This window comes from Sphingobacterium sp. HSC-15S19, assembly GCF_050433745.1.
Taxonomy (GTDB): domain Bacteria; phylum Bacteroidota; class Bacteroidia; order Sphingobacteriales; family Sphingobacteriaceae; genus Sphingobacterium; species Sphingobacterium siyangense.
On sequence record NZ_JBNPWQ010000002.1, the window covers coordinates 19,617 to 41,790 of the forward strand.

15 protein-coding genes are annotated in these 22,174 nt (G+C 38.7%); 14 read left to right on the forward strand and 1 reads right to left on the reverse strand.

The window, feature by feature from the left end; genetic code table 11:
- Nucleotides 1-78: 78 nt before the first annotated feature.
- The 10 genes from L1283_RS02020 (at nt 79) to L1283_RS02065 (ending at nt 16,306) form a co-directional block, all read left to right on the forward strand.
- Nucleotides 79-1,158, forward strand: a complete 1,080-nt coding sequence (locus L1283_RS02020) for a clostripain-related cysteine peptidase (protein WP_429625700.1) — start codon at nt 79-81, stop codon at nt 1,156-1,158.
- 160 nt (nt 1,159-1,318) lie between these two features.
- On the forward strand, nt 1,319-2,023 hold the full coding sequence (locus L1283_RS02025) for a hypothetical protein (protein WP_075990729.1): 705 nt from the start codon (nt 1,319-1,321) through the stop codon (nt 2,021-2,023).
- A 91-nt stretch (nt 2,024-2,114) separates the two neighbouring features.
- Nucleotides 2,115-4,088: a DUF4836 family protein gene (locus L1283_RS02030; RefSeq protein WP_429625701.1), complete on the forward strand. Its 1,974-nt coding sequence runs from the start codon at nt 2,115-2,117 to the stop codon at nt 4,086-4,088.
- A 178-nt stretch (nt 4,089-4,266) separates the two neighbouring features.
- Nucleotides 4,267-5,067 carry a tyrosine-protein phosphatase gene (locus L1283_RS02035; RefSeq protein ID WP_237241929.1) on the forward strand — a complete coding sequence of 267 codons (801 nt, stop codon included), beginning with the start codon at nt 4,267-4,269 and terminating at the stop codon, nt 5,065-5,067.
- A 270-nt stretch (nt 5,068-5,337) separates the two neighbouring features.
- Entirely contained in the window at nt 5,338-6,921 is a 1,584-nt protein-coding gene (locus L1283_RS02040; protein WP_429625702.1) for a DUF3843 family protein, read from the forward strand.
- Between the two features lie 300 nt (nt 6,922-7,221).
- A complete protein-coding gene (locus L1283_RS02045) occupies nt 7,222-7,776 on the forward strand; it encodes an RNA polymerase sigma factor (protein ID WP_429625703.1) in 555 nt (184 codons plus the stop codon).
- A 56-nt stretch (nt 7,777-7,832) separates the two neighbouring features.
- Nucleotides 7,833-8,789 carry a FecR family protein gene (locus L1283_RS02050; protein ID WP_429625704.1) on the forward strand — a complete coding sequence of 319 codons (957 nt, stop codon included), beginning with the start codon at nt 7,833-7,835 and terminating at the stop codon, nt 8,787-8,789.
- Between the two features lie 3 nt (nt 8,790-8,792).
- The gene (locus L1283_RS02055) at nt 8,793-12,140 is read left to right on the forward strand and encodes a SusC/RagA family TonB-linked outer membrane protein (RefSeq protein WP_429625705.1); all 3,348 of its coding nucleotides are present in this window, start codon (nt 8,793-8,795) and stop codon (nt 12,138-12,140) included.
- A 22-nt stretch (nt 12,141-12,162) separates the two neighbouring features.
- Nucleotides 12,163-13,686: a SusD/RagB family nutrient-binding outer membrane lipoprotein gene (locus tag L1283_RS02060; protein ID WP_429625706.1), complete on the forward strand. Its 1,524-nt coding sequence runs from the start codon at nt 12,163-12,165 to the stop codon at nt 13,684-13,686.
- Between the two features lie 142 nt (nt 13,687-13,828).
- Nucleotides 13,829-16,306 carry a phosphocholine-specific phospholipase C gene (locus L1283_RS02065; protein ID WP_429625707.1) on the forward strand — a complete coding sequence of 826 codons (2,478 nt, stop codon included), beginning with the start codon at nt 13,829-13,831 and terminating at the stop codon, nt 16,304-16,306.
- Nucleotides 16,307-16,515: 209 nt separating this feature from the next.
- Here L1283_RS02065 and L1283_RS02070 read toward each other — a convergent pair whose 3' ends face one another.
- Nucleotides 16,516-17,949, reverse strand: coding sequence for an arylsulfatase (locus tag L1283_RS02070; protein WP_429625708.1), 1,434 nt, complete (start codon nt 17,947-17,949; stop codon nt 16,516-16,518).
- A 386-nt stretch (nt 17,950-18,335) separates the two neighbouring features.
- Here L1283_RS02070 and L1283_RS02075 point away from each other — a divergent pair, with 386 nt between their 5' ends.
- From L1283_RS02075 to L1283_RS02090, 4 genes are all read left to right on the forward strand, one after another.
- Nucleotides 18,336-19,322 carry a LacI family DNA-binding transcriptional regulator gene (locus L1283_RS02075; RefSeq protein WP_429625709.1) on the forward strand — a complete coding sequence of 329 codons (987 nt, stop codon included), beginning with the start codon at nt 18,336-18,338 and terminating at the stop codon, nt 19,320-19,322.
- A gap of 47 nt (nt 19,323-19,369) precedes the next feature.
- The gene (locus L1283_RS02080) at nt 19,370-20,803 is read left to right on the forward strand and encodes a sensor histidine kinase (RefSeq protein ID WP_333576844.1); all 1,434 of its coding nucleotides are present in this window, start codon (nt 19,370-19,372) and stop codon (nt 20,801-20,803) included.
- A complete protein-coding gene (locus L1283_RS02085; protein WP_333576846.1) occupies nt 20,803-21,489 on the forward strand; it encodes a response regulator transcription factor in 687 nt (228 codons plus the stop codon). Before L1283_RS02080 ends, L1283_RS02085 begins: the two co-directional genes overlap by 1 nt.
- Nucleotides 21,490-21,590: 101 nt before the next feature.
- A complete protein-coding gene (locus tag L1283_RS02090) occupies nt 21,591-22,166 on the forward strand; it encodes an ATP/GTP-binding protein (RefSeq protein WP_333576848.1) in 576 nt (191 codons plus the stop codon).
- Nucleotides 22,167-22,174: the final 8 nt, after the last annotated feature.

The window sequence follows — 22,174 nt, forward strand, 5'->3', positions numbered from 1 at the left end:
ATTTGTTGCGATTTTAATTGTGTTTTGATGAATCCCATCTGGTTTAGAATATTTTTGGTGTTTTGCATGCCAATTGTTATGCTGTTAAATAGTTGCAATGACAAAAAAGATATTGCGATAGAGAAAGATAGCAGAGTTGTGTTGGTTTATATTGGGGCCAATAATAACTTGGTTTCAGATGCTTACAATAGTATTAATGCAATGGAAGAGGGAATGGTTGGATTAGATGCAGATGTATATGTGTATGTGACTTTGGCAGGTTCTACACCTAAAATTTATAAAATTGTTGCTGACCAGAGCCCGGAAATAAAGAGTACGGTCATCAAATCTTATGGGGATCAAGATTCGGCGAATCCAGTAGTGATGAAGCAAATCCTGCAGACGATGAAAGGATATGTTGGTAATCGTCCATCAGGTCTGGTTCTATGGTCACATGCAACAAATTGGCTGCCGAATGTTGGGGTCAAGTTAATGTCGTTTAATGAAGATCGGGGAAACAAAACGGAGTTGCGAGATTTGCAGTCGATCATTCCTTCTGGGCTTGATTTTCTCTTATTTGACGCCTGTTCCATGGCAAGTGTCGAAGTATTATATGAACTTCGGGATAAAGCGAAATATACGATAGCTTCTCCAGCAGAAGTGCTTTCAACCAGTATGCCTTATCATTTGGTCTTGAAACACTTGATCGACCCTGATCTTGAACGGGGGCTGATATCTACTGCGACAACGTATTTTAATTTTTATAATCAGTTGACAGGACTCTATCGATCTGCGACTATTTCTGTGGTCAATAATGCCTATTGGTCGGATCTTGCAAAGAACGTTCACGTCGCACTGACCAGAGCCCCGCTCACAGGGATCTATCGCGATAACTTACAGCGATTGGATTTTGATGAAAAATCCTTATCGGCTGGCTTTGATTTTCTTGATTTTGTACATCAGAATATGTTGCCGACTGAGACTACCGCTATCGAGGCTACAGTTTCGAAATTGGTTATTTATAAGGCGAATACAGAAACTTTTTTAGGTAAACCCATTTTGCGATTTTCTGGACTGTCCTGTTATGTCCCCAATGATTTAAATAAGTGGATACATCCCTATTATAATTCGCTCCAATGGGCTAAGGATAGCGGTTTTAATTCCTTTGTGAAGGAGTAATAGCATTGCATTGGTTTTCTTCATTTTTCCCTGAAATCAGGTAGTAAACTGCATTCTCGTTTTTAATAAATTTGTCAATAGGAAAAAAATAGCACAATGTTTGCTGTTCATGTCAAAACATATATTGATTTGACAAATTATTAATCGTTACAACGTTGTAATGGAAGAAGTACTTAAAGTGAAAGGAAAATTGAAAAGATTTTATACGATAATCTGTGCCGTTGTAATGGCGTTGACATTATCGAGCTGCTTTGATTTTGTTGAGCAGATCGACTTAAAAACTAATGGTTCTGGGCATATTGCAGCGACATTGAATTTAAGTAAAAGCAAAACCAAGGTAGCTTCTTTAATGAAGATGAAAAGTATCAAGGGAATCCAGATCCCTTCTCAAGCCGACATGGAGAAAGAAATTCGATCTGCTGTTCAGCTGCTCAAGCAGACTAAAGGTATTTCTAATGTACAGTACAGCACAGATTTTACCAATTATATCGTTAATATTTCATGTGACTTTAGTCAGATAGAATCGTTGAATGCCTTTTCAGATATATTGGCAAATCGATTTAAAGCGAAGATATCGAATTCAAACCGCTATTATTATAACGCGCAAAGCAATGTGTTTGAACGCAAATTTGTGGCTTCTGCTGACTGGAAGACAAAATTCAATCAGTTGGGAAGCGATAATACGACCCAGTTTGCAGATGCATTCTATACGCAGATTATTCGTTTTGAAAAACCGATAGCATCTCAGGTAAATGGCCTGGCAAAGGTTGCCGGAAATAAGAAAGGGGTCTTGCTAAAGCTACCTTTTATGGATTTGGTATATGGTAAATCGAGTTTGGCAAATAAAATCACATTAACAAAATAACCTAATAACATTGGTGAAACCAGGGCCATATTTAGTTGCTGAAAGCGCTTCTATAGAGTAGGTTGGGTGTAGCTGAAAAATTATTTATAAGATGAAATCAAAATTTATACTGGTAGGATTAGCCTGTTTGTCTTTTGGGACAAGTGTAAAGGCGCAGGACTTGATCAAACAGATCCCTGAAGATGCAGAAATGATTGCGGCCTTTAACGTAAAAGATATTGTACAGAAGGCTAATGCAAATAAGCTGAACGAGTTGCTTCAGAAAGCAGGTTTTTTTGAAAAATCAGGAATTTCAGCGAGCAATGATATTAAAAATTTAGGAGTAGACCTATCCCAGACGGCCTATTTTTATACCAGAAAGACCGATAGTATCAGTTTTACGGAATTTATATTTTCCTTGAACAACAAGGGGCAATTTGAGAAACTGCTTCATGAGGCGGGAGAACCCCAGGCATTTGCCAATGGTTATACGAGCATAGGTCTCAAAGCCGGCAGTATGTTGGTGTATAACGATCGGATTGCTCGATTTATTTCGGCGACGACAAATACCACCTTTTTGGATAATGATTCGATCGCTAGTCGTTATGGAATCAAAAAGGTGGATTACGTTGCACGTCCAGCCGACGACGAAGATGCTTGGGCAGATACAAATGTAGCCGCTGTGGATTCGGTTGCCGTAGTCTGGGATGCGGATGAAAAACCGCTTGCTGTTCCGGTGGCGCCGCCAGTTGCTATCGCCGTTGAACCCGATACGATAGTCGCTTCGACGGAAGTATACCCTCCGGTTGTTGATATTGCTGGGGTGGATGCCGTTGAAATGCATGATCCCAGTTATTATGATTCACTTTATACGGCGTATGAAGATCAAAATCGGAAAAACGATTCTATTCGTAACAGCCTGCGCGATAAATGGTTGCTGAATGAGGCTGCCCGTTTGCTTTCAGGGAGTTATAAGCCTTTGTCAATTGCAGATCAGGAGAAGGTGCTAAAAAATCTGGGACTTATTCGATTGTATGTTCCTCATGTAGAGGATCTATATCGTGGTCTATTGCCTTATACCACCTCTCTTCCTTATTATTACATGGGGATCAAACTGGATAAGTTCAAGACCGGTTATCAAGACGGTCTATTGGATTTAGTGCAAGAGGGGAATGTGCTGAAATTAAAGGGATCTGTGGGTTTAGATAAGGCCCTTGCTGAGATGACCAAAAGAATGTATGCGCGAAAACCTAATTCGAAGTTCAGTAAATATTTAACGGATAAAACCTTAGGTTTTTTTAATGTGAATATTAATTCGGAGGCTTATCTGAGAGAGATGCCTGCTTATATGGCAAAATATTATAGCGGTTTGTTGGGGCCTCAACAGGATGTTGTAGAATGGGGACTGATGGCTCTCGAAATAGCGCTAGATGAAAAGGCCATTGCCCAGGTGATGCCAGGAGACCATTTGGTTGTCGTGAACGGTCTTCGGAAGTTCAAAAAAGACTATATCGATTACACCTACGACGATGATTACAATGCAACCGAAGTGAAAAAGACGAAGGAAGAAACACTTCCAGTATTTATTTGGATGTTCACATCAAAGGATCAACGTCTGATAAAAAAAGGCTTGGACATGGCTGTTTCAAAGCAAGTTGGGCAGGTCTATGACGGTATTTATTCGTTTTCAAAACAGAAAGCCAAGGATTTTCCAATGTATGTTCTCTTGAAAGAAGACCTTGTAATGGTCAGTAATGATTCATCGTCTCTAAATGATATCCGTCAGAATAAGATGAATGCTCCGGGAAATAAAGATTTTGTAAAACTGATGAAGCAAAACAAGATGTCTGCGGCTATTGACCTACAAAAGTTACCGACAATGTTAAAGGAAATGGGGGTTGCACCTGATAAACAATGGGAAGGAACACTGGCGCAACTCAATCAATATGGCAGTACCGCAATTACTTCCAAAGGTGTGGTTGGTAACCGTGCTGAGGTTGAAATGTCGACAAGATTGCCGCAGACCAGTGATGGTGCGATCAGTTATTTACTCGATCAAATTTTGGCGGAATTAAATAAAAAGTAACTAAAGGAGGGTGCTGAACAATTTTATTGCACTATTGTTTGGTTTTCTTTTGTAATATTATGGTTATATTTTTATAATGTTAAAATAATATTAAGATCGTTTACTGTGTTTGTCGTACTTTTGGTGTTTAATTATTCGCAGGGAAAACAAAATAACTAAACGATTTATATATCACGATATGGGGATATTTTCAAAACTGTTTGGAAACAAAACTCAGGATTCAAAAGTAAAGGTTGTCGGTAAATTGGCCTTCTTGGAGGTGGATATGCATAACCATATCCTTCCTGGAATAGATGATGGAAGTCAATCAATTGAACAATCATTAGTATTGTTGAAAGGGCTTGGCCGAATGGGCTTCGAGAAATTTATCTGTACACCACATATTATGGATGGTGTACATCCAAATTCGATTCGTACGATTGATGCTGCTAAGGACAAATTACTAGCTGGTATGGCTGGGATGCCTAATATGCCGGAAATTCATGCTGCAGCTGAACATATGATTGATGACGGGATCGTGAATCTCATCGGATCAAATGAACTCTGTGTTATGCCCGGTGGTTATGTGCTTATAGAGATGTCCTATTTACAAGAATCCAAAGCGCTATTTCAAACGATATTGGATATACAAAATCTCGGTTATCAACCTATTTTAGCGCATCCAGAACGTTATAATTATTACCATTATAACTTTAATATGTATAAACAGATTAAGGATGCCGGTTGCATGTTGCAGCTAAACTTGTTGTCTATCAGTCGGTATTATGGTGTTGAGGTGAAATCGGCAGCTTTGACGATGATTAAATCTGGGATGTATGATTTTGTGGGGTCAGACGCACATCATGAACGCCATTTGGCCGCTTTGGAAGATGTGGTGGCTAAATATCCTGTACGTGATTTACTCAAAACATGTACCATATTGAATCCGACATTGCAAGACCATTTGGGAAGTAGTAAGAATGTAATTGCTACTGGCTAACATCAAAATATATTCATTGGAAAAAGAGATACTTTTTTAGGTATCTCTTTTTTGTGACAATTTTATCTTTCCTGGCGGATACCGCCTGCTTTTAGTCCAGTTAGTCTGCTTTGCAGTAAGGACGTATTTTAGAATTTCACGAGGGATTCTTGGGTGTTATTTGCTGTTTGCGGTTGCTTTAACTCATGGATATTATTTTCGTCCGCGTTTGTGTTTTGCCCGTATGGATATTTCGAAAATTTGGCTACTTTTGGTTTTAGCATTTTTCATATGAGAGGAAACAGAATTTTTATTCAAGACTGGATAGCACACCATACTTATCAAAAAACAAACGAAATAGATAGTTATTACTTACGCGTTGCAAATGAAATCAATGATAGTTTATCTACACTATGGTTTGAGGAGCAAGAGACAAATGATCTCATCCATACCGATGCTTTAAAGACATTGAGTATCTATCTAACGTGTTACTTAGAGGACGTTATTGCGAAAACAGGAATTTTTGCTGCTTTTAGAACGATCCATACAGAACTATACAATCAACTTTTGCCTTTTTATAATGATAATGACCTAACGGATTATTATGCTGAGGATATTAATAGTGAAGATATTGCTGTATTGACCTGGTTATTTTTCAGTGAACGTAATCCACATTTATTTATTGATCCCCGTGGTCGTTTGATCCAATTGGTTACAGATTTGGCTTATTCGATCTTGGAAGAACATTATGAAGTTGCTCCTGAAAATGAAAAGTTAAAACTAGAATATGTTTTGAACGAAGGGGCGAACTATTTTGAAGTCCGTAATTTTATTGAAAAGCTTGTTGCCACAAATTACCTGACAGCGGGTGAATATAACACCAATCTCAATCATTTGATGCAAGTTGCGGAGATAGGGCGATATCAGCACGATCAGAATCAGTTACAACAGATGATCTATCGCGTTCGAGATAACCATTTCAATAATTACAGACTGCATCTGTTTGCATTGAAGGCATCTGAATTTGTAGCTGAGGTGGTTGGCAAAGAACATGCGCTATATGGTATTGTCAAAACTTTAGGTAATCGTATTAATAGTTTTTTTGAATATGTAAAAGCGGACGAGCTTTATGTGCATGTAAAACATATCGGTACAAAGACAGCATTTAAAATCTTTAAGGACTCTATACAGCAATTTGTTGAACCTACGGAAACCTTATCTTTCTATATGGAAATTGTGCCATGGAAAGATGCTTGGAATCTCTCTGGAATCATGACCGTTGTGAATACCGACGAGGTAAATTTTGATTTACCGGAGCAGTATGAGATGACTTATCGCATTGAGGCCTTGAATGGTAAGGATAAGAGCTTGAAGAAAACGGAAAAGCAGCTGAAAGATATGGGAAAATTGTTCCAGTCAGAGCATAAGGCGGCTGTTGCGTTTATGGAAGGAAAAGAAGTGAAGGAATTTGCAACAGATTTCTTTAAGAAGTATCAACAAAAATATCCGAGCAAAGAAGAATCTCCACTTCCAGAATCAAATTTGGATCTTACGGAAGATGCCCAAGTTACGGTATTCTTTAATCCAAAAACGGGTTTAGAAGTTTTTGGCGGTATAGCGGAATTTTTTCCATTAAAGAATAACAACTTTGTAGAGAAAGATGATCAAAGTGAGGTACCTTATGCACGGTATTTTTTGAATCTTTTGGTTGAAGATTTTTTCCCAAGCGAGTTGCCGAAGTACTATGTTAATCTATTTAAGGCGGAGGTAGATAAACAGTTCTTCTTTCCAGTGGACGATGCGGTACTTGATTTCTTTCTCCGTTTTTATAAACGAGGAACTTACTTCTTGGGGCCATTTCCGTTATTAAAATAGTAAGCAGTATTGTAATCAATAGAAATAAATAAAAATTCCATGGCATACATGTCATGGAATTTTTTTATGTATTTAAGTCAGGTTATTCTTTGCTATAGAAGATTGCGTGGTCTCCTGGCCATTATTTTGTTGATCGAATACCCCATCCATGCATATGTGTTAATTTAATATAAATTGATTATAACTAAATTGTTATCACTTGTTGAGCTTGAGCTTACATGCCGCACATCCTACGCATTTCATGGGCATATTTTAAAAAATTCTCACTAAACTTGTAGGATCAATTATATGTGATGAAGAATGCCTATTGAAAATAATAATGCCCTGGATTTTAAAACCTTCTTTTTGTTGTATAAGGACAAAGTCTATAAATATGCTTATTTACATCTGAAAGAAGAACCAGCTGCTGCGGATTTAGTCCAGGAAACATTCTCCCGAATTTGGAAAAAATGGGCGGAATTAGACGGGAATAAAAATCCGCAGTCTTACCTCTATACGATTGCCCGAAACCTTGTATTTGACGAATTTCGGAAACAAAAGATCAGATTCCAATTTCAAGCTTCAGATATCGATCAGACCAAATTGGTAGACAATTCGAATGAGGAAGCTATTCGGTTTAAAGATTTGGAGCGAGTTTATCGTGAGGCTATTTCAAAACTCCCAAAAGCGCGACTCGAAATTTTTCTTTTGAGTAAAGAAGAGTTTTTGGATAATCAGGAAATTGCAGATAGGCTTGGGATTTCCGTTAATACCGTCCGTGATCAATTGGTCAAAGGCAATAAGTTCGTTCGGCAATATATTATTGATCATTTTGAGATTTCAATAGCCCTATTGATTTTTTTAAATATTTTTTAGAGCCGCATCGTCTTTCGGTCATCTAGTTACGTATATGTATTTAAAGATGGGCATAGATGATGAATTCCAAAATAGCTGCTTTATATAAAAAATTCCTTAAGGGAGAACTTAGTCCCGAGGAAAACGCCATATTTCTTGATTTACTGACATCTTGTGACAGGGATGAACTTCCAGATGTGGAGGAAGTCGTTGCGTTGGACGATCGCGATTGTGAACTGAACAAAACAACTTCCGAGGATATCTTCTTTACGATTACAGGGACCTCGTTGACTCAGCCAGTAATACCTATTTGGAAAAGGCGTTGGTCTGTCATTTCTGCCGCCGCCTGTTTACTGTTGATCGGTCTCGCCTGCCTATTCCAATTTAAATTTAAGGAACAACATGGGACGACAGCTTCTGAAATTGTTTATTATTCCAATCCGACAAAATTTGTTAAGCGCCTTATATTGCCAGATGGTACACATGTTTCTCTTCGACAAGGGGCAGAGATTGAATTGTTGTCAGATTTCGATACAGACAGTTTACGTCGGATAAAGCTTTCTGGGGAAGCATTTTTTGAGGTAGCGAGGAACCCGGAGCAACCTTTTGTTATTGCCAGTTCTGGCGACTTTGATGTACGTGTATTGGGTACAGCATTTAATTTAAATTGTTCTGAAGGACGTAGCAGCCTGGTGTTGAATCATGGTAAAGTACGGGTCTCACGTGCTGGACAATATTCTGTTGTTAGTCCCGGTGAGAAAGTCGCCTATGATAAGCAACACAAGCAATTTGATGTATCCAAAGCGGATACGAGCACTGCATCGAACTGGAAAAGTGATCTTTTGTCATTTAATCAAGTTCCACTCACACAGATCGTAGCCGATCTAAATAATCTTTATCCTGACAGTCATCTCGAATTAATCGATTCTTTCCGGACTGAAAGCTATACCGGTTATCTACCGGCTAGCGATTTGGAAAAATCTCTCAAGATGCTTAATACTGCATTTAATCAAACAATTATCCATAAAAAGTAATTTATGAAAAGAACCAATTACTATTTAAAACTTATGGGAAGTGCGCTGCTCTTTCAGTCGCTCGCACTTCAGACCATGGCCTCACAATTTTCTACCAGTGAAGGAATCGGGAAAATCCTCACGCGAATGGAACAGAAATTCAATGTCAAATTTGGTTATGACGCTTCGATCTCGAACCAAAAGATCAATGAAGCCGCTGACCTTGATAAATTGAAAAAGGAGCAAATTGTTCAATTTATCCAGACAATTTCAGACGGAAATCTTGAGGTCAAAAAAATTGATGAGAAGCTCTATGTGATATCGAGAAAAACTGGCAACGATACTAAGGTGAAAAACGACAAGCCAGTTTCTAACGCCGCCAAAGAGATCCGAGGAAAGGTTGTCGATCAAGAAACAGGACAGCCTATCGCTGGTGTGACCGTACGAGTTAAAGGGACTGCCATTGCTGTAACTACCGACGGAAGCGGTGTCTTCAAACTGCCAGATACTGCTGACGATGCGATCCTCCAGATTTCCTATATAGGGTATGAAAGTGTTGAAATTTTGTCGACACAAGCAGGGACTATTAAACTAGCAAAATCTTCCGAAGCATTGGAAGAGGTTGTTGTTACAGCGTTGGGAATAAAAAGAGAGCAAAGGGCTTTGGGGTATTCAACTCAAAGTGTGAAGGGAGAAGATTTGACTCGTGTGAAAGGAGTAGATGTCGGAACGACTTTGACTGGACGTATTTCCGGTGTACGTGTTATGAATAGTACAGAATTTAACAAAACACCACAAATCGAAGTACGTGGACTGACCCCTATTTTGGTCATTGATGGCGTGGCTTACGAAAATATGGACCTAAGGGATGTCCCTGTCGACAATATCCAGGATATGACGGTCTTGAAAGGAGCTACCGCTACCGCCCTTTATGGAAGTAAGGGACAAGGAGGAGCAATCATGATCACGACCAAAAAAGGTCTAGCAGAGAAAGGAACAGAGATTACGGTGAATACCAATAATATGTTCTTTTCAGGCTATCTTGCGTTGCCTGAGGTACAGCATAGCTATTCTTCAGGCGAGTCCGGAAAATTTAACAATGATGATTATGTCTGGGGGGATAAGTTGGATATTGGCCGAACTGCCGAACAATGGAATCCAATTAGCAAACAGTATGAAGTAAGTGAGCTTACGTCAAAGGGTAAGGACAATTTTAAAAACTTTTTGGAACCAGGCTTCATCACCAACAATACAGTCAGCTTTACGAATCAAGGGGACCATGGAAGCATAAGAACATCCATTAATCATATTTATAATAAAGGACAGTATCCCAATCAAAAGTTGAACCTGACAAATATTTCGGTGACAGGAACAACCAAGATCAGTGAGAAATTTGACTTGGAAACTAGGCTTGGGTATAACCGAAGTTCTTCCTCTAATAATTTTGGTTCTGGCTATAATGATCAAGGATACATCTATAATATCTTAGTGTGGACCGGCCCTGAATATAATTTGAAAGATTACAAAGACTATTGGCTGGTGAAAGACCAGTCTCAAAATTGGATGTATAAAGGATGGTATGACAATCCATACTTGATCGCGCACGAAAAAACTACTCCCGAATTAGTCAATAAGGTGAATGCTGCTGTTACCTTGAATTATAAGGTTAACGATTGGGCGAAATTCATGGTGCGATCTGGTTATGATTATTATGGCAAGTCAAGGACTCAGCAAAATCCGATCGGAATATATGGAACACGGGGTGGATTTGAAGATTTTGGTGGATTTGATAGTAAAGGGAAGTATATGAAAGCCGATTATGATGGCTTTGCGACGACGAATGATGCGATTTTTACTGCCAAGAAAAATTTTGGCGATTGGGGAGTTGATGGATTATTAGGGGGGTCTATTTTCTACAGCAAGGATAATAATTTGATCGCGAATACAGTTAACGGTTTGTCGATTCCAGGATTTTATTCATTACGGAATTCAATCGATCCGGCAAAAGCGGTTGAGTCCCGTGTTAAAGAAATGCGGAATGGCCTTTATGGACGTATTTCTTTGTCTTGGCGAAATGCGATCTTTTTGGAAGCTACTGGACGTAATGATTGGGTATCAACGTTAACGAAGGATCATCGCTCTTATTTTTATCCTTCAATTTCAGGAAGTGTTGTTGTTACGGACCTACTTCCATCAAAGCCTCTCTGGTTGGACATGTTCAAAGTACGGGGATCTTGGGCTATTACAAAATCTGTACTGAATCCATATGAGATAAATTCAACTTTTACGGTAACAAGCAATGTTTGGAATGGCCTGCCAACAGCCTCCTATCCGAATATTATCAAAGACTATTCGATTTCACCTACGCAACGTGATTTGACGGAGTTCGGGTTTGATTTCGCGGTATTGAACAATCGGTTGTATGGTAATTATACCCGCTACTATCGCTTATTACACAATCAGATTGTCAAAGCTAAGATTTCAAAAACTACCGGATTTGAGGAGCGTTTGATCAATACAAAGGAGGAGGAGATGACTAAAGGGCATGAAATCACATTGGGAGGTACACCGATTAAGCGTGAAAATTTCCAGTGGGATATTACGATGAACCTTTCTCAGAACATGCGCTATTTCCACAAGTTGGATCCTCAATATTCAAAAGATGCATTATATGTTAAGGAAGGATTGCGGGCCGATTATATCGAATATAAGGACTGGGAGCGTTCTCCGGATGGACAGATGATACTAAATAGTTCTGGGATGCCAATTTCAGCTCAGTATGCCAATCAATTAATAGGATATACTGCGCCAAAATGGTTTTGGGGTTTTTCAAATCAGTTTCGTTATAGAGACTTCTCATTTGGTTTTAGCCTAGATGGTCGAATTAAAGGGATGTCCTACTCAACAATGAATGGTCGTTTATGGCAGACAGGTTCTCATCCTGATTCAGATACACCATACCGTTATGAGGAAGTGGTTAATGGCAATAAAACCTTTATCGCTCCGGGTGTGAAAATTGTTTCCGGTAGTGTGACCTATGATAAATACGGTCAGATTACAGAGGATACGCGTGTATTTGCTCCAAATGATAAAGTGGTTTCATATGAGGGGTATTACAAACGAGCCTATTCAGGCCGATGGAATTATTGGGACGAAACATTCATTAAACTTCGTGAATTGTCGCTTAGTTACCGAATGCCCGATAAGATCGCTTCGAAGTTTAAAGCGAAACGCGCCAGTGTCGGTGTGACTGGGCAAAATTTATTGTTGTGGACCAAAGAGTTCCGTTTCTCAGATCCAGATGTTGGTTCTGAAGATTTAAGTTCACCATCGATGCGTTACATTGGTTTCAATATTAACCTTACTTTTTAAAAATTACATGACAAATATGAACATGAAAAGATTATTGACGTATATCACCCTTGGTACTTTGGTGATGTCGACAAGTTGTTCCAAATTTGATGAGATCAATACCAATCCTGAGACACCATCGGTTGTTAAACCTTCCATGTTGGCTACTCGTATAATATTAAATTTGGCACGCCAGTCCTCAACTAAAGGTTTTATGCAGCCTTATATGCTTACCAAAGAGATTGCTTGGACAGAATTAACAGAGGGGTATCAATACAATAGCCTCGGCGAATGGGATATCTCGATGACCTCGATCAACGATGCTCATTTTATGGGAGAGTTTGCAACAAGTGAAAAACTCAAGAACTCGTATAATGGTCTGATGTATTTTGCTCGTGCCATGAAGTTTTACGAGGGGACAATGAGTGTTGGAGATATTCCCTATAAAGATGCATTAAAAGGGGAAACGGATAAGGTTTATTTCCCTAAATATGATACTCAAAAAGATGTTTTTCTGGGTATTTTGAACGAGTTGGAGCTTGCAGATAAGCTCTTTTCGGAAGGTGAAAAATTTGATGGTGATCCATTGTTCGCTGGAGATGTCACGAAATGGCGCAAATTGGTAAACAGCTTTGCATTAAATGTTCTTATTCAATTAAGCAAAAAAGAAAGTGATGCCGATCTGAAGATAAAAGATCGTTTTAAATCAATCTTGACCAGTAAACCGATCTTTGGTAGTAATGCAGATAATTTTCAAGTCGTTCATGAGGACAAAGCCATCCAAACTTATCCTTTTTATAAGATTAGTAATAGCTTTGTTATTTATCCTATTGTTTCGACAGAGGTTATTGACCGATTGAAACAATATCAAGATAGAAGATTGTTTTATTATGCGAATCCTTCCGCATTACAGATCACAAACGGCAAACAATCTAATGATTTTAGCGCTTACATAGGGACAGATCCTTCTCTTTCCTTTAGTGAAATTGCTGAGTTAAAGAAGAAAAATGATTATTCTAAATTGAATGACCGTTATACGGAACTAGTTAGTGGTGAACCAACACAACAATACAGTTATGCACATCTATGTTTTGTGATAGCTGAAGCTGCCGCACGGGGCTGGGTTGCGGAATCTTCCGTTAATTGGTATAAGAAAGGAATTGAAGCCGCAATGAAATTTATAGCGGATAATACGCCGAATACGGCTCAATATACTCATAATATGCCATTGGATGCCAACTACATCAATACAGCAGTAACAACTTATGGAAATCAATTTCCGGTCGTACTCGAAGCACAACTGGAGGCTATTATGACACAAAAATATTTAGCCAGTTACTTGCAGGGACGTATGACTCCATATTATGATTACAGAAGAACGGGCTATCCTAAATGGAAAATCAATCCAACTTCAAGTTTGAATTCAGTCGCACCGGATAAAATACCGATGCGGTGGCGTTACCCATCATTAGAGTACAATTATAATTCTGCAAATTTGGACGAGGCAATGCAACGCCAATATAAAGGCAATGATGAGACCAACCAATTGATGTGGCTTTTGAAATAAGTCCTTCGAAAAAAAACAATCCCCGCAGATGAGATCAATCGTTTGCGGGGATTTTTGTTAAAAACGTTACATTAAAAACGACAGCGAATGGATATATTCGCCTCAGACCATTGAATTTAGTAGAGAGATAACAAATTTATTTATGGATAGCAGAAGAGATTTTATCAAGAAGGCTTCCTTGTTAGCTGGTGTTTTTGGCTTACAGAGTGCTATGCCAGATGCCATACAGCGTGCATTGGCGATTGAACCTATAACAGGAAGTACCTTTTTAGATGCAGAACATATTGTATTATTAATGCAAGAGAATCGTTCTTTTGATCATAGTTTTGGAACACTTCGTGGGGTTCGGGGATTCAATGACCCACGGGCGATTAAATTACCTAATGGTAATCCGGTATGGTTGCAGTCGTCGGCTGCAGGTAAGACTTATTCGCCGTTCCGACTGGATATCAAAAACTCAAATGCTGCCTGGACCGGAAATTTACCACATTCCTGGGAAAACCAAATGGCAGCCCGTAATCAGGGAAAGCACGATAACTGGATTGAAGCGAAAAGACCAGGAGGAAAGGTCTTGAGAGAGATTCCGTTGACAATGGGTTATTATACACGGGAGGATATCCCTTTTTATTATGCATTAGCTGATGCCTTTACAATCTGTGACCAGCACTTCTGTTCGTCTATTACAGGTACAACCACCAATAGGCATTTCTTTTGGACGGGAACCTGTGTGCCACATAAAGGGGCGAAGCCATTGGTGCGGAATTCAGATATCTATTTTAACCGTTGGGCACATTGGAAGACTTTTCCTGAGCGCTTGGAAGAAGCAGGGATCTCCTGGAAAGTCTACCAAAATGAAGTCAGCATAGAAAGTGGCTTAAACGGTGAGGATCTGTTGGGAAATTTTACAGACAACAATTTGGAATGGTTTGCACAATATCATATTGAATTCAAGAAAAGCCATCTTGATTTTATGCGTAAACGTGTGGCAGAATTACCAGCGGAGATTCAGGAACTTGAAAAAGCATTAGCGAATAATAGCTCTGAGAGTGTCCAGAAAACACAGAATAAACTCAAGCAGAAGCAGGAGCAGCTGAATAGCTATCAAAAACATTTGGCACGTCTTACGGATCATGCTTTTCAGCAGCTTCCTAAAGAACAGCGTGCCTTGCATGAACGCGCTTTTCAAACGAATGAGAGTGATTCTTTCTATCGTGAGACAAGCGTAGTGACACATGAAGGTGAAAAGATTATTGTTCCTAAGGGAGATGTTTTACACCAATTTAGACATGATGTGAAATCTGGGAAGTTACCTGCTGTGTCGTGGCTTGTAGCACCACAAAGCTTCTCAGATCACCCGAGCGCCCCTATGTATGGAGCTTGGTATGTATCGGAGCTTTTGAATATTCTGACAGAGAATCCAGAAGTCTGGAAGAAAACCATTTTTATTCTGAACTATGATGAGAATGATGGTTATTTTGACCATATTCCTCCTTTTGTAGCACCTAATCCCGTAGATAGCCATTCAGGAAAGACCTCTCCGGAATTGGATTATAGCGGTGAATATGTGAGTTTAGCACAGGAGCTTGCCGACGGTGAAGAAAAAGATAATGCAACGGAAGGCCCAGTGGGGCTCGGTTACCGCGTACCTTTGATTGTGGCGTCACCTTGGTCAAAAGGCGGTTGGGTCAATTCGGAGATTTGCGATATCACATCGACGATTCAGTTTATGGAGCATTTCTTTGAGAAAAAGTTGGGCAAGCAGGTGAAAGAGGAGAATATCAGCTCTTGGCGCCGGGCCATTACAGGTGATTTGACATCGATATTTCGGAAAGCTGAGGGAGCGAATGCTGTTGATTTGCCTTTCCTTGATCGGAATCAGCAGATTTATGCGATTGATCAAGCGAAATCGAAACCACTACCTAATAATTTTCATGTTTGGTCGAAAGAGGATGCCGCAGGATTGCGGTCTAAAGGTCGTTCCACTTTACTGGCAAGACAGGAGAAAGGCCAAAAAAACTCCAGCGCGTTGGCTTACGAGCTTTATGTAAAAGACTCTTTTGCTAAGGAACACAATCAGATTCATCTGACACTAGAAGTTGGCAATAAGGTATTTGGTAGTAAATCGTTAAATAGCCCATTTAATGTCTATAGTGGCCCGAGTTATAAAGACGGAGTGAAATTTTGGCCATTTGCAGTTGTCGCTGGTCAGGAACTAAGCTTTGACTGGAACTTGGCGGACTTTAAAGATCACCTTTACGATTTGACTGTGTACGGACCTAATGGTTTTATGCGCGGATTTAAAGGACAGGAGGAACCCTTATCTGTTGGAGCGACCTATGAAATCGGGAAGAAAGGTCTTTTGACGGGTAATCTTGTACTGGAGGCCCATAACAAAGGGGGAAAATCAATGCGTGTACATGTAGAAGATAATGCTTACAGCACCTGGAAGAAATCTATTGTACTTGCGGCAGGGAAATCTACGAAGTGGATTGTGGAATCTCATAAAACCCATGGCTGGTATGATGTTACTTTGCACGTGGAGGGAACCAAATTTGTACGCCAGTTTGCGGGGCGTGTGGAAACGGGTAATCATTCGAAAACTGACCCTCAGTTGGGATAATAAGCTAACGATTCATTGATAAATGGTATCTGTTGGCGGTACTTCTTTATCTATACGATCCTAGTTCTACAGTGGGCTAGGATCTTTTTTTGTGCCTGTATAGGAAGTCAATCATTTCTATTTCTTGGTATCTTTTTCCTGCTGCTATACTTTCAGGAATTTTAATGTTTTTTGGGGAAAATAACGCTCAGTTTGCTACTCCCCAAACCTTATTTTATGTGCATATTTACACTTGTTAATGGGAAAATATCACTTTCGACATGCGCTTTTTCAATCAGCTGACGTAATTCTTTTACTTTCTTTGGGTTTTCCTGGGCAATATTGTGTTGTTCTTTTGGATCTTGTTTGAGATTATATAGTTCGGCTGTAGGTTGGCTACTTGTCACTTTTTGTAAGATAAGTTTCCAATCTCCTTGGCGCAGGGCTTGACGACCCCCATCTTCATGAAATTCCCAGTACAGGTATTGGTGCTGTTTTTGTTGCTTGTTTTTACCTAGCAGCGTTGGTAAAAATGAAATTCCGTCTGTATAATGCGGTTTTTTTGTCCCGGCAAGCTCGACTATCGTAGGCATAATATCCCAAAAAGCGCCCAGGTAGTTTGAGGTTTTTCCTTCCGCAACTTTATCATGCCAATAAACAATGAAAGGGGTCTTGATGCCACCTTCATAGAGGTCGCGTTTGTTGCCGCGTAACCCGCCAGAGCTATTGAAAAAATTGGGATCGGCTCCGCCTTCTTTGTGCGATCCGTTGTCGCTTGTAAAAATGATAATTGTATTATCCAATAGCTTGTTTTCGCGTAACCGATCAACAATTTGACCGACATAAGCATCCATACGGCTTACCATACTCGCATACATGGCATGATGTTTTTTTACCGAAGCGTAGCCAGTAACCGTAGCTTGCGGTCCATAGTCATTGCCTTTATGTGGTTTTTCATCAAACCTGTCTGCATATAACTGATAATATTTGTCATCCGGACCCGATAATTCGGCGTGAGGAAGAACTGTAGATACATAAAGGAAAAAAGGTTTTTCTTTATTTTCATCAATAAATTTCAAGGTCTTTTCTTGAATTAATGCTGGAGCATACTGTCCTTGGGCCATTAAACCATTGCCGTGGAGTTCTATCCTTTCGTTATTATGCCAGAGGTGAGTTGGGTAGTAGCGATGGGATTGACGTTGGCAGTTATAGCCATAGAATTCATCGAATCCTTTTTGATCAGGAGCACCTGTTGTATGGACCATGCCAAGTCCCCATTTGCCAAACGCACCGGTTGTATATCCAGCTTGTTGGAGGAGCATAGCAAAAGTTTGTACAGAGTCTGCTAGCGGCTGTTGTCCTTCGGGCTCAATTTCTTTGTTACCGCGTATATAGGTATGGCCGGTGTGCTGTCCTGTCATTAACGATGACCGCGACGGAGCGCATACAGATGTACCAGCGTAGAAGTTATCAAATTTCATTCCCTTGGCAGCCAATGAATCAATATGCCTCGTTTCAATTTTTTGCTGACCATATACCCCAAGGTCTCCATAACCAAGATCATCCGCCATAATAAGTATGATATTGGGTCTTTTGTCTTTCTCTTGCGCTACGGCCATGGCTGTTAACATCATCAGAAAAGATAACATAAAAGGTGTTTTCATTTGCATCTAGTTCATTCGTCAAATCAAATCTCTTTGTTGGTTAGGATAGGCCACTAATTTAGATAATGGTCATCTTAATCTTTTAAGAAATTCTGATGGTTATCAATAATGGTTTGTATTCCTTTTTTATACATCTATTTGTAATAGACATTTGCTATTCATGAAAAATGAAGTTTAAATCTAAGCAAAAATACCTTTTAGGCCATATCGGTCGTTATTTATCGAGGCATAAAAGTATTAGTTAAACAGTCTTCATTGTCAATCTAAGCCTTTTTTGACTCTCGCGCATACGATTGTGTAATAATTTAGTGTGTGCTATCAATTGTAATCTCCGATATGTTCATATTTATTTTCTAATTTCACCCTAATTTTATGAAAATGCTCTTATGGCCAAATCAATTAAAGAAATAGCACAGGAACTCAATGTGTCTAAATCAACTGTTTCGTTAGTCATCAATCACAAAGCCGAGCGAGCACGCATTAGCAAGGAATTGGAAAGCCGCGTACTTGCATACGTTGAAAAAGTCGGCTATAAACCCAATGCACTCGCTAAGAGTTTAGCAACGGGACGGTCAAATACTATTGGTCTAATTGTAGAGAATATTGGGGATTCTTTTTTTGGTCCATTTGCTTTGTATGTAGAGGAATTGTTCCGAAAGAAAAATTATCACGTCCTCTACAGTAGTACGCTTGGAGATTCGCAAAATGCACGCGATATCATCGATTCGATGTTGGAAAAAAAAGTGGAGGGGATTATTTTGGCCCCCACAGTAGATCTGGATGAGCATCTACGAAAAATATTGGACTATCGAGTTCCATTAGTAGTTTTTGATAGAAATTCGCCAAGAGTAGAAACCCATTATGTACATATAAACAACGAGGATAGTGGGAAAAATGCCTGCGATCATTTGAAATCTATTGGTTGTCGAAATTTTGGCTTGGTAACGATTGATTCAGATCAGCCACAAATGCTGGCGCGTAAGCGTGCTTATTTGGAGTTTTGTGACACATACGGAATGGAATCTCGCATACTGCAATTACCTTATCAGCACCTGAAGCAGAAAGGTTCACGTATGTTGAAAAATTGGGCAGCTAAGCAGATAGGCTTAGATGGTCTATTTTTTACCACAAATTATCTTTGTATTCTCGGATTGAAGGTATTACGGTCGGCACCTGAGAATAGCTATAATTTTCCGATGTTTTCTTTTGATGACCATGAATTATTTGATATCTTGAATCCTAAAATTTCCTGTATTCAGCAACCATTGGAACCATTGGCTAAAACTTGTGTGAAAGTATTATTGAAAGAGATAGAACAAGGTGTTTCCACTGCAAAAAAATATATGATTAAATCAAAATTGGTGATACGTTAATGTAATGTCGACGCGTTGAATAATATGAGTAAACTAATCTAAATATAGTGAAAAGAATAGCATGTAAGTTTCTATTTGAGAATAAGTCCGATCAAATTAGAATTATTCAGTGGTTGGCGGTAATCGGGTTTATTGTTTTAATTGCACTGCAGATACGTTTGATCTACAATGTATATGAAATTGAACAATTGGGCTTTTTGAAAAAGGAAAAGGAAGAATTAAAGAGTAGTTACGAAAAATCGATCGTAAATGATTTGATTTTTCCTGGTGGTAAGCATATAATTGATTCTATCCTGAAGTCTAAATATGCTATTCTAAATGAGATACACCAAAATCCTCTTAAGTTTACCAGAGCATTAAAGGAAGTTGAACGAGAATTATTAGAAACATTGAGGAAGAGAGCTACATTTGATAGTTTGTTGGACGATTTGCTTAAAAAGCAAGGTCTCAATGTGGCAGAATACGAATATGCATTATGTATAGAACGATTATCAATAACTTTTGATGGCATTCATTATTATGAGGTTCTTAATTTCGCAGATAAAGTAGATGGGATTATTGGAGGTAAAATAGAGGCAATTGGTAAGAAAAATGTAGTTTCGGGTCTTACTGTAACAGCTCCAAATCCAAATTCGGCTTTAGTTGGCTTTAAGTTCTATATACAAAAATATAATTATGTAAAGGGTATACTTTTTAATATGTTACCTGTGTTGTCACTTGCTATTATTAGTATTCTTGTTATAATTATCATATTTGCAGTTACTTGGCATAATTGGATAAAGCAAAAAAAGTTGAATGAAATTTCCGGTGATTTTTTCAATAGTATTACACATGAGTTTAAAACTCCTCTAACGACAATAGGTGTTTCTATTAAAAATATGAAAGCCGATTTATTGGAAAGATTTGCATTAGAAAATTATCGTAGTATTGAAGTTATTAATAGGCAGGTTCAACGCTTAGATAGATTGGTTAATCAAGCAATTGAAGTATCAGCTTTTTCGCCTGAGTCGGCCAAATTACAATCTCATTTTATCCTTTCAGATATTCATGACATAGTCTTAGACTTACAGATTAAATGGAAAAGTCAGGCAAAAATTTCATTGAAATTTGAAGAGGGTATTTCAGATGCGGAGTGTCGTTATGATTCCTTTATGCTAACAACACTTTTAACCAATTTAGTGGAAAATGGGTTAAAACATAATATCAGTGATTCGAAATTAGTTGAACTTTCTGTAAGTTACAGTGATCTTGAACAAATTATTATTTCAATTGTCGATAATGGGATTGGTATTCAAAAGTTAGAAAGTAGTCGTATTTTTAGAAAATTTGAACGTGGCGAAAGAAGTTTTAACATAGAAGGATTGGGGCTCGGATTATATCTTGTTGGTAAAATCATTGAAGTGCATGGTTGGCGGTTGATGTTAACAGATTTAAGTGGAGAAGGTGCACAGTTTGATGTTATAATACCCGTAGTAAAATAATGGAAGGAAAAATATTATTAATTGAAGACGATCCCGATTTGGGGCTAGAATTGGAACTATTATTGAATAGAAGCGGTTTCGAGGTCAATTGGGTTGGCGATGGTACTGATGCACTAAAGATCTGTAAACATTCTTATTTTGATCTTTTGATTGTTGATATTCAATTACCTTCAACCAACGGTTTTGAAGTGGTACGTCAATTGAAATTATTGAATAAAGATCTACGGTTTTTATTTTTGACAGCTAGGAATTCTAAAGAAAGTTGCATTAAGGGGTTGAAGCTTGGAGCTGAGGATTATATAGTAAAACCGTTTGATACAGAGGAGCTTGTTTGGCGGCTGAATAATATTCTAGCAAGAGGCCTGCCACGTAAGGTCGCTGTATTAGAAATTGGAGATGTTTCACTCCAAAGTGATACGATGGAATTGAAAGTCGGAAATCAAATTTTGCAAAGGCTAACTGGTAGAGAATTTGAGGTTTGGAAGTTTCTTTTGGAAAATACGGAGCGGATTTTATCACGGGAAGAAATCTTGAATGCACTTTGGGGGGAAAATGATTACTTTATGGGACGAAGTTTGGATGTGTTTATCTCAAAAATTAGAAAAATTTTAATAAAATCCGAAAAAGTGCGAATCGAAACTGTTTATAAAGTAGGCTTTATCATTCGTAAGCATAGGAATGACTAATTTATTTTTTGTCGTTAACAATTGATTAACAAGTTTTTTTTTAAGTCTTTTTTATCTTCATCGGACTAATTCGTTTTAGTTGGTGAAATAAAAGACCTTTTATGAAAAAACTAACCCAATTTAAACAGTTCGTGCCCCTAATTGGCATGTTACTGTTGTTTAATGCCTGTGATAAGTCAGAGGTAAGACAATATGATCTCCTCCCTACGGAGGAAGAGCCCGAGATGGATATTACAGTCTATGGAGAATTGTCTGTCAATCGAGAAAATAGCGGTGGAAAAACCGCGGGAGAAGGATCCCTAAAAGTTGTTGATAACGACTATGGAACCAAATTTCTTATAAACCCCTATCAAAATGATCTTTACATTGAGTTGGCTTTTCCTGGGGGGATAGCTGCGACAGCCTATATCGTTGCCTCGGCTAATGATGCTCAAGATCGCGATCCAAAAGATTGGGAGCTTGTAGGTTCAAATGACCGAGCATCATGGACTACGATTGACTCTAAGACAGGTTACAAGTTTGATACACGAAATCAACAGGTACGCTTTGAAGTGGATAATGTCACCAAGTATAAATACTATAGGCTTCAAATCAAGGCTATTTATGGTGGTACAGGGCTATTTCAAATGGCTGAATGGCGGTTAATATCTGATCCACAAAAAAATTCGAACCAATAATCTAAAAA

Bases quoted from the DNA above. Each gene is read 5' to 3' on its own strand.
- L1283_RS02020 (WP_429625700.1), top strand. From the start codon at position 79: ATGCTGTTAAATAGTTGCAATGACAAAAAAGATATTGCGATAGAGAAA.
- L1283_RS02025 (WP_075990729.1), top strand. From the start codon at position 1,319: ATGGAAGAAGTACTTAAAGTGAAAGGAAAATTGAAAAGATTTTATACG.
- L1283_RS02030 (WP_429625701.1), top strand. From the start codon at position 2,115: ATGAAATCAAAATTTATACTGGTAGGATTAGCCTGTTTGTCTTTTGGG.
- L1283_RS02035 (WP_237241929.1), top strand. From the start codon at position 4,267: ATGGGGATATTTTCAAAACTGTTTGGAAACAAAACTCAGGATTCAAAA.
- L1283_RS02040 (WP_429625702.1), top strand. From the start codon at position 5,338: ATGAGAGGAAACAGAATTTTTATTCAAGACTGGATAGCACACCATACT.
- L1283_RS02045 (WP_429625703.1), top strand. From the start codon at position 7,222: ATGCCTATTGAAAATAATAATGCCCTGGATTTTAAAACCTTCTTTTTG.
- L1283_RS02050 (WP_429625704.1), top strand. From the start codon at position 7,833: ATGATGAATTCCAAAATAGCTGCTTTATATAAAAAATTCCTTAAGGGA.
- L1283_RS02055 (WP_429625705.1), top strand. From the start codon at position 8,793: ATGAAAAGAACCAATTACTATTTAAAACTTATGGGAAGTGCGCTGCTC.
- L1283_RS02060 (WP_429625706.1), top strand. From the start codon at position 12,163: ATGAAAAGATTATTGACGTATATCACCCTTGGTACTTTGGTGATGTCG.
- L1283_RS02065 (WP_429625707.1), top strand. From the start codon at position 13,829: ATGGATAGCAGAAGAGATTTTATCAAGAAGGCTTCCTTGTTAGCTGGT.
- L1283_RS02070 (WP_429625708.1), bottom strand. From the start codon at position 17,949: ATGAAAACACCTTTTATGTTATCTTTTCTGATGATGTTAACAGCCATG.
- L1283_RS02075 (WP_429625709.1), top strand. From the start codon at position 18,336: ATGGCCAAATCAATTAAAGAAATAGCACAGGAACTCAATGTGTCTAAA.
- L1283_RS02085 (WP_333576846.1), top strand. From the start codon at position 20,803: ATGGAAGGAAAAATATTATTAATTGAAGACGATCCCGATTTGGGGCTA.
- L1283_RS02090 (WP_333576848.1), top strand. From the start codon at position 21,591: ATGAAAAAACTAACCCAATTTAAACAGTTCGTGCCCCTAATTGGCATG.